Origin of the sequence: Mesorhizobium sp. LNJC394B00, assembly GCF_000502555.1 — a bacterium.
Taxonomy (GTDB): Bacteria; Pseudomonadota; Alphaproteobacteria; order Rhizobiales; family Rhizobiaceae; genus Mesorhizobium.
In genome coordinates, this window is sequence record NZ_AYWH01000007.1 from 228300 (window position 1) to 240644 (window position 12345).

Here is a 12345-nt window from a genome sequence, read left to right on the forward strand (position 1 = left end):
TGGGGTGACGAGAGGCGCGGCTTGGAATTCGAACTGAAAACCATCGAGGCGCTGGCCCCCGATCAGGCGTCGCTAAGCGCCGCCTCGAAGCTCACCAAGCGCTCGAACTGGCCGCGGCTGGAGAAGAACGAGCAGCAGGCGCTGATCTGGGGCGAATGCCAGGGCTCGGGATCCAACCCCTATCGCACCGTCGTCGACACCGGCGACCACGGCTACAAATGCACCTGCCCGTCGCGAAAATTTCCCTGCAAGCACACGCTGGCGCTGATGTGGATCGCCGCCACGGCGCCGGCCAGCTTCACATCAGCCGAAACAACGCCGGAATGGGTCAATGACTGGCTTGGCCGGCGCAGGAAGAGTGCGCCCCCGCCGGTCGACGCAAAGTCTGGCAGGGGCGCGTCTGGCAAGAGCATTGGCGAGGCCTCGCAGGCAGAGGAAAGCACCGTCGATGACGCCGCCGCGACGGAGCGCCGCGAGACGGCGCAGCGCAAGCGGGCGGAAGATACGCGCACCGCGGTGGCAGGCGCGCTGGACGAACTCGACCAGTGGATTGCCGACCAGCTGCGGCTCGGCCTTTCCGCCTTTGCCGACGCCAGCAGCGAGCGCTGCCGCCGCATTGCGGCGCGGCTTGTCGACATGAAGGCGACGGCGCTTGCCGGACGCATCGACGAAATCCCGGCCCGGCTAATGGCGCTGCGCAGCGAGGAACGGCCGGACGCGGCGATCCGCGAACTCGGCAAGCTGGTGCTGCTGGCCAAAGCCTGGCGCTCGGCGCCCGACGATCCCGAGCTGAAGCGACTGGTGTCGGCGTCCGAAACCCGCGACCAGGTTCTGTCCAGTCCCGACGCGAAGCAGGTCGACAGCCATTGGGAGGTCGTAGGCGAGAAGATCGAGACCCGCCGCGACGGTCTCGTCAGCCATTCGACCTGGCTGCTCGATCTGAAAAGCCCGACGCCGCAGTTTGCGCTGCTGCTCGATTTCTTTCCGGCTTCGGCCGGCCGCCGCTCGGCGGCGTTCACGCCCGGTGACCGGTTCCACGCCCGCCTGGTATTCTACCCGTCGCGCCAGCCACTGCGGGCCTTGGTGGCGGAGCGCAAGGGCGACGTCGTGTCGGGCGCCTGGCCGGATTTCGGCCTCGACGCTGTCAAGGACCCGCTCGCGGCGCATGCGGCGCACCAGGACGCAGCGCCCTGGTCGACCGATAGCCCGCTGATGCTGCCTGCCGGCGCGATCCTGCTCGATGAGCGCGGCACCGCCTGGTGGCAAGCGGCGCACGACCCGCAAGGGATCGCCCTGCCTGTTAGCGGGACCGTCGATCAGACCGTGCTTGGCCTCGACCTCGCGGCCACGGCAGCGCTTTGGAACGGCGCGCGGCTCGATCTGCTGGCCGCGCAAAGCGGCTTCGGGAGGCTCGATCTGTCATGAACGAGCTCGAACTAACCGGCCTGGCGACGATGCGCGACTGCTGGATCACCGGCGGAACCGCATTCGATCTGGCGCCAACCGCATGGAAGGAGATCGCGGGTGGCGCAAGCCCAGACGAACGGGAGCGACGTCTGCTGGCGATCGCGGCGCAGGCGCTCGATGTCGGCCTGCGGCCGTCGGCGCCGAAGACGCTGAAGCGGCGCCCGCCGCTGCCGAGGCTTGGCCTGCCGCTGCTGCCGGAGCGGTTGCGGCCGCTGTTGCGGGCGGCCCTGAAGAACGCCGCCGATGCGCGGCGCAAGGCGCGCGTGGCGACGCTCGTCGCCGGCCGTGGCTACGTGCTGCATCCGATGGACTGGATGCCGTCGGCATCAGACCAGAACAGCCCTGACATCTATGCGCCGTGGATCGACTGGCAGGCCAGCGTCGAGGGGCTGAAGATTGCGCCGCAGGAGCAACTGACGGTGCAGAACTGGGATGACTTTTACCCCGCCGCGCGCCGTATCGCGTTGACCGAGATGCGCCGTCGCGATCCGGCCACGGCCCGCAGCCTGATGGAAGCGAAGGCGCCCGGCGAGCCGGCGGAAGTCCGGCTGGCACTGATCGAACTCATGCATTTCGGCCTGACGCCTGAGGACGCGCCGTTCCTGAAAAGCCTGGCCACTGACCGCTCCGGCAAGGTGCAGGAACTGGCGAGCCGGCTGCTGGCGAGGTTGGGCGAGCACGGTCGTGTTGGTGGCGGTGCCGACGATCCCGTTGCCGAACTTGCCGCCTTCATCGCAGAAGGCAAATCCGGCTTTATCCGCCGCCGCACCACCTACACCCCGGCAAAACTCAAATCCCCGGCGCAGGAAAAGCGCCGCGCCGAACTGTTCGAGACCTGCAATCTGGTCGACCTTGCTTCCCGATTTGGGGTCAGCGAACCCGATTTCATTGCAGCCTGGCAGTTCGGTGCCGACAACAATGCCGACATCCAGATCTCACGAATGGTCGCCGCGTCGGGCAGCGACGCTGCAGTAACGCAGATGGCCGACACGCTGATCGCCGAGGGTGGCAAGCCGGCACTGTTCGTGCTGCACCTGACACCGCGCCTGGATAGCCGCAGGAAGCGTGTCCTGGTCAGATTGATCCTGAAAGATACGCCGCAGTATGTTAGCACGCTCACCCTTGCCGAGGGCTTCGAAGCCAACTGGCTGGATTGGCCCGACCTGACGAACGGCCAGAGCTTGGCGGTGTTGCGTTCGGCTGTCGCCGGCAATGATGACNTGGCTGGATTGGCCCGACCTGACGAACGGCCAGAGCTTGGCGGTGTTGCGTTCGGCTGTCGCCGGCAATGATGACGCGATGAAGCGAACCGTCGACGACCTGTTGGAAACTTTGGGCTTTCTGGCCACTGCGGCGACAGCGGAAAAATTGATCGAGCATGTCGTTGCGGCCGGCATGCCGCCGGCGGCAGCCTCGCTCGCTTTCCTGCGCCTCAACGCGGCCCTGACGGGAACCAACCCATGACAATCCGGAGAACAGCACCATGAACGCAGCCATCCGCCTCCCCGTCGAGCAGGCCTATGCCGCTGAACTGCAGGCGCTGGCGCGCAATGACGACAAGCAAAAACCTGCGGGATGGAGCCTCTCGCCAAAGGCCGTTCTGACCTACCTGCTCGGCGGCAAGGCAAGCGACGGCACCGTGATATCGCCAAAATATGTCGGCCGCCGCCGACTGATGGAAACGGCGGTGGCGACACTCGCCACGGACCGCGCGCTGCTGCTGCTCGGTGTTCCCGGCACCGCAAAATCCTGGGTGTCGGAACATCTCGCCGCCGCCATCATGGGCAATTCCACGCTGATCGTGCAGTGCACGGCCGGTACCGACGAGAACCAGGTCCGCTACGGCTGGAACTATGCGCAGCTTTTGGCCAAAGGGCCGAGCCAGGAGGCGCTGGTGCCGACGCCGCTCTACCGCGCCATGGAGAGCGGCAAGCTATGCCGCCTGGAAGAGTTGACGCGCATGGGCTCCGATGTACAGGACACGCTGATCACCGTGCTGTCGGAAAAGATGATGCCGATCCCGGAGCTCAACACCTCGCTCTATGCCCAGCGCGGCTTCAACATCATCGCCACCGCCAACAATCGCGACAAGGGCGTCAACGAGCTGTCCTCGGCGCTCAAGCGCCGCTTCAATGTGGTGGTTCTGCCGCTGCCCGAAGACATGGCCGAAGAGGTGGCGATCGTCTCCAAGCGGGTCGACGAGATGGCCGGCGGCCTCGACCTGCCGGTGCCGAAAAATGTCGGCGAGGAGATTGCGCGCGTGCTGACCATTTTCCGCGAGCTGCGCTCGGGCGCAACCGCTGACGGCAAGGTGACGCTGAAGACGCCTTCGGGTTCATTGTCGACCGCCGAGGCGATCGCCACCATGGTCGGCGGCCTCAGCCAGGCGGCGTGGTTCGACAGCGGCAAACTCGGCGCCGAAGGCCTCGCCGCCAGCCTTGTCGGAGCGATCGTCAAGGACCCGGTGCAGGACAAGGTGGTGCTGGAGGAATATCTCGAAACGGTGCTCAAGAAGCGGCCGGACTATGCCGGCTATTACGCGGCGCTGAACGCAGCGATCTGAGGTCATGAGCGACGTCGCCTATTTCGGCATCCGCCATCACGGGCCGGGCTCCGCCGACAGCCTGGTGCAGGCGCTGCGGGACTTGCAGCCGGTCGCGGTGCTGATCGAAGGGCCGAGCGACGCGTCCGCCCTGCTGCCATTGCTGGCGCGCCCGCAGATGCAGCCGCCGGTGGCGCTGCTCTGCTACCCCGAGGACGACCCGGCCGCGACAAGTTTCTGGCCGTTCGCCGAGTTCTCGCCGGAATACCAGGCGGCGGTGTGGGCGGTGGAGAACAAGGCGGCATTGCGGTTCATCGACCTGCCGTCATCGGCTCGGTTCGCGGCACCGGCAACTGACGGCACCGACAAAACGGCTGACGCCGACAAGCCCGAACCCAAGGACGAAACCGGTGAGGATGGCGAGCCCGCATCGCATCGCGACCCGATCGGCACGCTGGCTGCGGCCGCCGGCTATGAAGATGGCGAAAGCTGGTGGGCCGACATTATCGAGCAGAATCCGCAGCCGGGTCCAATCTTCGCTGCCATCACCGATGCGATGACGACGCTGCGCGACGGCGAAGGTGCGATCGCGCCGTTCGAGGCCAAGCGTGAAGCGCATATGCGATTGGAAATCGCTGCCGCGCGCAAGGAATTCGCCGGACCGATCGCCGTCGTCTGCGGCGCATGGCATGTGCCGGCCCTGCAGGCCGCGCACACGCAGAAGAACGACCAGGCGCTGATCAAGGCAATTGCCCGGCGCAAAGGCATCATGACATGGGCGCCATGGACCGGGCCGCGTCTTGCGCTGGGCTATGGTTATGGCGCTGGCGTCGTCGCGCCCGGCTGGTGCAAGCATCTGTGGCGCACACGAGGGCGGCGCGACGCCGCGACGCTGTGGCTGGCGACGATCGCGGCGGTGCTGCGGGCGAAGGGCCATCTGGTGTCGACCGCGTCGCTGATCGAGGCCGAGCGGCTTGCGCGCACACTGGCTGCCATTCGCGAGCGGCCGAAGCCCGGCTTCGAGGAATTGCGCGATGCCGCGATCGCGGCGCTGTTCAACGGCGAAGCGGTGCTGTGGGCGCTGGTCGAGGCCGAGCTGCTTTTGGGCGCGGATGTCGGCGAGATTCCGCCCGACACGCCGCTGGCGCCGCTGATCGAGGACCTGCAGCGCAACCAGAAGGCGGCGCGGCTGAAGCCGGAGGCGCTGGAACGCGAGCTGTCGGTCGATCTGCGCAGCGAAAGCGGACTGTTTCGTTCGACATTGCTGCACCGGCTGAACGTGCTTGGCGTGCAATGGGGCAGGCTGGCCGACGCCGGCCGCAGCCGCGGCACCTTTCGCGAAAAATGGACGCTGGCCTGGGAGCCGGAATATGCCGTGCGCCTGGTCGAGAACCTGATCTACGGCCCGACTATCGAAAAGGCCGCCAATGCCCGCCTGATCCAGATGCTCGGTGCGGCCGCGAGCCTCGACACGCTTGCCGCCCTTGTCCAGAGCGCCATTACGGCGGATCTGTCGGAGGCCGCGAGCGCCGGCCTTGTAGCGTTGGAGGCGCGCGCAGCGCACAGCAGCGAATGCCTGGAGATGCTGGCCTCGGTGCCGCCGCTTGCCGACATCATCCGTTACGGCGAGGCGCGCAAGACCGAAACCAACCGGCTGTCCGGTTTGTTGGAACGGTTGATCGTCGAAGGCGCGATCGCGCTGCCCTATGCGGTGCGCGACCTGGACGAGCAGGCCGCCACCACGCTGGTCGGTGCTGTGCGCAAGGCCGACACGGCGATCCGGCTGGTCGAGCCCGGCGAAGGCGTGCTCGATGCATGGCGCAACGGCCTGACCGGCGTGCTGGAAGGTCCGGGCTCGACGGCGCTGCTCGCCGGCTGCGCCGCGCATCTGCTCTATGAAGCCGGCCAACTGTCGGCAGAGGACGCCGCCGGGCTGCTCGGACGCAGGCTGTCGCCGGGGACGCCGGTCGCCCAGGCAGCGGGGTTCTTCGAAGGTTTCTTCAGCACTGCCGGCCAGCGGCTGATCTACGACGAGGGCCTGCGCGGCGCCGTCGATGGGTGGCTGAAATCGCTCGACGAGGAAGCTTTCATCGCGCATCTGCCATTGCTGCGCCGCGTCTTCTCCAATCTGGACTCGATGGAGCGGCAGCGGTTGATCGAGGCCGTGCTCGGCCGCACCGCAAGGTTGCCGGCCGGCCTGACGCCGGCGCCGGATGGCGGCGAGGGCTGGCGCCGTCACCTGGAGCGGCTTGGGCCATTGCTGGCGGGCGGAGTGTGACAATGGATGACGAAGCCGAAGTGCCCGAACCCGGCCCAGCATCCTCCGATAGCGGGCGCGAGCGCCGCTGGCGGCTGGCGATCGGCGCCGATGACGAGGCTTCCTCCGCCCTTTCCAGTGATGACAAAAAACTGTCTTCGGCGCTCGATGCGCTTTACGGCGACGGCGCCAATGCCGATGCCGACCCGCGCAAGCGGCGCGGCGGGCTCGGCCGCTCGGCGCCACGCGTGGCGCAATGGATGGGCGATATCCGCTCCTTCTTTCCCGCCCAGGTGGTCCAGATCGTCCAGAAGGATGCCTTTGAGCGGCTGAACCTGAAGCAGATGCTGATGGAGCCGGAATTCCTCAAGGCGATCGAGGCCGACGTCAACCTCGTCGCCGACCTGATCTCGCTGCGTTCGGTGATGCCGGCCAAGACCAAGGACATCGCCCGCACCATCATCGCCGACACCGTTGCCAAGCTGATGCAGCGGCTGGAGCAGAAGACCGCCGAGGCGATCCGTGGCGCGCTCGACAAGTCGCGACGCACCAACCGGCCGCGCCAACGCGACATCGACTGGCCGCGCACCATCTCGGCCAATCTTCGCCACTACCAGCCTGAGCACAAAACCGTCGTGCCGGAAAAACTGGTCGGCTTCATGCGCAAGCAACGCCGGCTGGTCGATCTCGACGAAGTGGTGCTGTGCGTCGACCAGTCCGGCTCGATGGCGAGCTCGGTGATCTACGCCTCGATTTTCGCCGCGGTGATGGCGTCGCTGCCGGTCGTGCGCACCAAGCTGGTCTGTTTCGACACGGCCATCGTCGACCTGACCGAAGAGCTCAGCGACCCGGTCGAGGTGCTGTTTGGCGTGCAGCTCGGCGGCGGCACCGACATCAACCAGGCGGTCGCCTATTGCGCCGACCGCATCGAGCGGCCGACCAAATCCCACTTCGTGCTGATCACCGACCTCTATGAGGGCGGCAACGGCCAGGACTTGCTGCGGCGGCTTGCGGCGCTGGTCCGGTCCGGCGTCAATGTCATCGTGCTGCTGGCGCTGACCGATCAGGGCCGGCCGGGCTATGATCCGGCGATGTCGGCTTCGGTCGCGGCACTTGGCATACCGGTCTTCGCCTGCACGCCGGACCTGTTTCCCGACATGATGGCGGCGGCGTTGCGGCGCGAGGATATCGGCGCCTGGGCAGCCGGCGCCGACATCAAGCTGATCCGCGCCGAGACGGAGCCGAGCAGTCAGGCCTGACTATTCGAACGAATAGGCAAACCCGTCAGTGGAAGCGCTGACGGTCACCTTGGTCATCTTCTCGCCGTCGAGCGACCGGTTCAGCACGCCGCGGCTGAGTTCCGGCAACAGCGTGTTGGTGAGGATGGCGTCGATCATGCGGCCACCGGACTCGATTTCGGTGCAGCGCGCCCTGACCAGCGCCATGACGCCGTCGCCGATCACCAGTTCGGCGTCGTGGCTGGCGCGCAGCCGCCGCGCGATCTTGCCGAACTGATGGCGGGTGATGGCCTCGATCATCGAATCCGAGAGCGGATAGTAAGGGATGGTCACGACGCGGCCGAGGAAGGCCGCTGGAAACACCTTCAGCAGTGGAGCGCGCAGTGCAGCATCGAGGCCGTCGAGCCCTGCCCTCACCGTGCCGTTGCCGGTCCGCTCCATGATGACTTCGGAGCCGACATTGGACGTCAGCAGGATCAGCGTGTTCTTGAAGTCGATGCGCCTTCCCTCGCTGTCATCCATCATGCCCTTGTCGAAGACCTGGAAAAAGATCTCGTGGACGTCGGGATGCGCCTTCTCGACCTCGTCGAGCAGGATCACCGAATGGGGTTTTCGGCGCACGGCCTCGGTGAGAATGCCACCCTTGCCGTAGCCGACATAGCCGGGCGGTGCGCCCTTGAGCGTCGAGACGGTGTGCGCCTCCTGGAATTCGGACATGTTGATCGAGATCAGGTTCTGTTCGCCGCCATAGAGCGTCTCGGCCAACGCCAGGGCCGTCTCGGTCTTGCCGACTCCCGAGGGGCCGCAGAGCAGGAACACGCCGACCGGCTTTTCCGGCGCTCCGAGCCCGGCGCGGCTGGTCTGCACGCGCTTGGCAATCATCTCCATGGCGTGATCCTGGCCGACGACACGTTCGGACAGCGTGGTGGCCAGCTTGAGCGCCTTTTCGGTCTGGCTGGACAGCATCCGTCCCGTCGGGATGCCGGTCCAGTCCTGGACCACGGCAGCTACCGCATTGCGGTCGACCGACGGCAGGATCAGCGGCGTCTCGCCTTGCGCGGTGGCAAGCTCGGCCATGAGTTCACGCAGCCGCGCCAGATCGGCGGCAGGATCTGACGGCGCAGCTTCGGCAGCCGGCGCTTCGGTCTCGGGCGTCTCGGCCTTGGGCGTCTCGGCCTTCGGTACCTTGGTCTTTTCTTCGTCCGGCGCTGCTGGTTCGGCATCGGTCTCGGCTGTCGCCACCGCATCGAGCGGCACGCCGTCGCCGCGCAGCCGCGCGCGCAGTTCGAGGATCTCGGCAACCAGCGCCTTTTCGCGCTCCCAGCGCTCCTCGGCGGCGGCGAGCATGGTCCCGGTCTCAGTGAGCCCGGCCTCGACCCGCGCCTGCCGGTCAGTTACTTCGATGCCGATCGCGGCCTCGCGGCCGATGATGCCGCTTTCGACCTCGAGCGCCTGGCGGCGCCGCAAAATGTCCTCGACCTCGGCCGGCGTCGCATGCTGCGAGATCGCCACCCTGGCGCAAGCGGTGTCGAGCAGGCTGACCGCCTTGTCGGGCAATTGCCGCGCCGGGATGTAGCGATGCGACAGGCCGACCGCCGCCTCGATCGCCTCGTCCAGGATCTGCACTTCGTGATGCTGTTCGAGCACGCCGGCGACACCGCGCAGCATGAGCACAGCGACCGCTTCCGACGGCTCATCGATCTTGACCACCTGGAAACGGCGGGTCAGCGCCGGGTCCTTTTCGATGTGCTGCTTGTACTCGGCCCAGGTGGTTGCGGCGATGGTGCGCAATTCGCCGCGCGCCAGCGCCGGCTTCAAGAGATTGGCGGCATCGCCGGTTCCGGCGGCACCACCGGCGCCGATCAGCGTGTGCGCCTCGTCGATGAACAGGATGACCGGCGTCTCGGATGACTGAACTTCGTCGATCACCGCCTTCAGGCGCTTCTCGAACTCGCCCTTGACGCTGGCGCCAGCCTGCATCAGGCCGACGTCGAGCATACGCACGCTGATGCCCTGCAGGGGCGGCGGCACGTCGCCCTGGGCGATGCGCAGGGCAAAGCCCTCGACCACCGCGGTCTTGCCGACACCGGCCTCGCCGGTCAGGATCGGGTTGTTCTGCCGGCGCCGCATCAGGATATCGATGATCTGCCGGATCTCCGGGTCTCGGCCGACGACCGGGTCGATCTTGCCGTCATGGGCGCGCTGGGTGAGGTCTGTGGCGTATTTGGCCAGCGCGGAGTCCCCGCCCGGAGCTCGCCGCGGCGCCTCCGCGGTGGGAGCCACTGCTGCCGTGGCGCCGGCTTCGAGCGAACCGTCCACCACCTCGGCAAAGCGGGCGATGACCCCGTCGGCGTCGATCTTGTCGAATTCGCCGCTGATCTTCGCCACCAGGCCTTCCAGCACCGGCGTCTTCAGGCAGGCGAGCACGATATGGGCGCTGCGGACCTCCTCCATGCCGAATTCCAGCGTCGCCAGGTTCCAGGCCTCCTGGATGGCGTGAAAGATGTGGTCGGAAAATTCCTCGATCGAGGTGGCGCCGTAGGGCAGCTTGTCGACGGCGCGGGTCATTTCGCTGGTAAGCCGGCTGGCATCGACGCCGGCATCGGCAATGATCATCTGCACATCCGAACGCTCGGACAGCACCAGTTGTTCTATGAAATGGACGAGTTCGACGTAAGGATTGCCGCGCAGCTTGGCGCTGTCGGCGGCGGCCTTGAAGGCGCGCAGGCAGACCGGATTGAGCTTGCCAACCAGTTCCTTGCGTTTGAACCCCTGCGACGACCGGCGCTGTTCCATCGAACGTGCTCCTGCAATCTGCCCGTCGACAGCCTGCCACATAAGCAGCCGCTTGACAAAGCGCTTGATGCAGCCGGCCTTTCTCTTTGTGGAGAGTTCCGCGCCGCCAAATGCAGACAACCACGATTTTTTCTAATCCTATGCGATGCGCTTCACATACGAGGTTGGCCAGGCACGCCATGAATTGCGCCATCCGAGACGCAGTTGCACCGACATTCATTAGCGCTCGTTAACTTTTGAGCGGATGGCGAATTGTGGGAATATGCAACCGTGTGCTAACGTTGGGTCACGTACGGTTTTAGAGCCGGTCGCCGGGGGTATCTGTGATCGATCTCGCACTCTGGCTTGCTCCGCTGGACGGTGAAAATCCGTCAGGCGAAGACTTGCGCAACGATCCGGCTTTTCATGAGCTGGAGCGGCTCACGGAGCCGCAGGTCAAGGTCGTCCATGACGGGCGCAACAAGCCAGCCGCGCAATCGACCATTCCGGTCGACTGGCCTGCCGTGCTCGGCAAGGCCGAGGAGTTGCGTTCGCATGGCCGCGACCTGCGCCTGCTTGTCATTGTCGCCCGGGCGCTGGCCAATGAAGAGGGATTGGCCGGACTGGCACAGGGCCTGACCCTGATTGCAAGGACCTTCGAGACGCATTGGGAGACGATGCACCCGGCGCTGCGCGCCAGCCCCCAACCACGCGAGGCCGCCCTGCGCCGCCTCAACGCGCTGGCCGACCTGCAGAACGGCCAGGAAGGCCTGCTGGCGAACCTCAGGGAGATGGTCTTCTTCGCGCCGCGTCCCATCGGGCCGATCAGCGGACGCGATCTCGAACAGGGTGCGCTCGACGATCGCGTCATGCTTCAGGAAGCGGCGTCGGGATTGAATGCCACGGAGAAGGCAGCGCTGGTCAGCGCGCACGGACAGCTCCTGAACCGGGTGGGCAGCGGTTGTGCCGCCCATCAGGACCAGGCCGGTGAACAGATGACGGCGCTCATCGCCGGGGCGCACGCTGCGATCGAGGCGCTCGACGCGGTCGATACGGCGCTGAATGCCCGCTTTGACAGCAACGGGGCCGCCGTCCCGGACCTGAAACGATTTTTGCAGCGCGTGCTGACGACGCTGGAACGCAATACGGCGGTCGAGACCACGGAAGAGGCAGCGACGAAGGGGGCGGCCAGCCCGGCTGCTGCGGCGGCAAGCCCGGCCGCGCCGGTCAGAAACGGTCATGGAGCCGAGACGATGGCAAGCTACGCGGAGACCGGTGCGGGGCTCCCGGACAGGATTTCCTCGCGCGACGATGTGGTGAAGTGCCTCGACCTTGTGGTCGCGTTCTACGACCGCACCGAGCCGTCGAGCCCGATCCCGCATCTCGCCCGCCGGGTGCGCAGGATGGTGCACATGGATTTCGTTGAACTGATGGAAGACCTCGCCCCGTCGGGGCTCAAGGAATTCCGGCTGCTCGCCGGCGTTCCAGACGCCAAGAAGACTGCCCAGAAGGATGAAAGGTAGCAACACATGCCAGCCGAAAGCAAAGCGAAGGTCATCGAGCGAAATCGCGCCCCGCGCGTGCAGATCGCCTACGATGTCGAAACCTACGGCAGCCCGACGACGATCGAACTGCCGTTCGTCATGGGCGTGATGGCCGACCTGTCGGGCGCATCGCAGACCAGGGAAGCGTCCAAGACGGTGCTCGACCGTTCCTTTGTCGAGACCGATGCCAACCGCTTCCCCAAATTCATGGAAGCGCTGGGACCCAGGGTCAAGGCGCGGGTGAAGAACACGCTGCCGCAGGCCGAGGGACAGGAGCGCGACGAAGAACTGGCGCTCGACCTGACCTTCACCAAGATGGGCGATTTCGCCCCCGACAAGATCGCCGAACAGGTCCCGCAACTGGCCGAAATCCTCAAGATGCGGCGCCAGCTCGAGGAGTTGCTCGGCTTCATGGACGGCCGCGTCGATGCCGAAAAGCGCATCGCCCAATTGCTGAACAACCAGCCGCTGCTTGGCCAGATCGCCGCCCAGGCGCTGTCCGACGACAAGGGTGAGGAATAG

9 protein-coding genes are annotated in these 12345 nt (G+C 66.2%); 8 read left to right on the top strand and 1 reads right to left on the bottom strand.

Going from position 1 to position 12345, the window contains the following annotated elements:
• The first annotated feature begins 21 nt into the window (after positions 1 to 21).
• The 6 genes from X751_RS142455 to X751_RS142440 all read left to right on the top strand — a co-directional run bounded on the left by X751_RS142455 (position 22) and on the right by X751_RS142440 (position 7525).
• Entirely contained in the window at positions 22 to 1425 is a 1404-nt protein-coding gene (locus X751_RS142455) for an SWIM zinc finger family protein (RefSeq protein WP_023687040.1), read from the top strand.
• The gene (locus X751_RS07600) at positions 1422 to 2759 is read left to right on the top strand and encodes a DUF5691 domain-containing protein (protein ID WP_023745564.1); all 1338 of its coding nucleotides are present in this window, start codon (positions 1422 to 1424) and stop codon (positions 2757 to 2759) included. Before X751_RS142455 ends, X751_RS07600 begins: the two co-directional genes overlap by 4 nt.
• Positions 2760 to 2766: 7 nt before the next feature.
• The gene (locus tag X751_RS1000000168035; protein WP_023756333.1) at positions 2767 to 2931 is read left to right on the top strand and encodes a hypothetical protein; all 165 of its coding nucleotides are present in this window, start codon (positions 2767 to 2769) and stop codon (positions 2929 to 2931) included.
• A 19-nt stretch (positions 2932 to 2950) separates the two neighbouring features.
• A complete protein-coding gene (locus tag X751_RS142450; RefSeq protein ID WP_023673899.1) occupies positions 2951 to 4030 on the top strand; it encodes an AAA family ATPase in 1080 nt (359 codons plus the stop codon).
• Positions 4031 to 4034: 4 nt separating this feature from the next.
• Positions 4035 to 6287 carry a DUF5682 family protein gene (locus X751_RS142445; RefSeq protein ID WP_023745566.1) on the top strand — a complete coding sequence of 751 codons (2253 nt, stop codon included), beginning with the start codon at positions 4035 to 4037 and terminating at the stop codon, positions 6285 to 6287.
• A gap of 2 nt (positions 6288 to 6289) precedes the next feature.
• A complete protein-coding gene (locus X751_RS142440) occupies positions 6290 to 7525 on the top strand; it encodes a VWA domain-containing protein (RefSeq protein ID WP_023745567.1) in 1236 nt (411 codons plus the stop codon).
• Here X751_RS142440 and tssH read toward each other — a convergent pair whose 3' ends face one another.
• Positions 7526 to 10300, bottom strand: a complete 2775-nt coding sequence (tssH, locus tag X751_RS142435) for a type VI secretion system ATPase TssH (protein ID WP_031247180.1) — start codon at positions 10298 to 10300, stop codon at positions 7526 to 7528.
• 323 nt (positions 10301 to 10623) lie between these two features.
• On the opposite strand from tssH, the gene tssA reads away from it, so the two are divergent.
• Together tssA and tssB are read left to right on the top strand one after the other, a co-directional pair.
• Complete coding sequence (tssA, locus tag X751_RS142430) at positions 10624 to 11802, top strand: type VI secretion system protein TssA (protein ID WP_023745569.1); 1179 nt, start codon at positions 10624 to 10626, stop codon at positions 11800 to 11802.
• A gap of 6 nt (positions 11803 to 11808) precedes the next feature.
• Positions 11809 to 12345, top strand: coding sequence for a type VI secretion system contractile sheath small subunit (tssB, locus tag X751_RS142425; protein ID WP_023673718.1), 537 nt, complete (start codon positions 11809 to 11811; stop codon positions 12343 to 12345).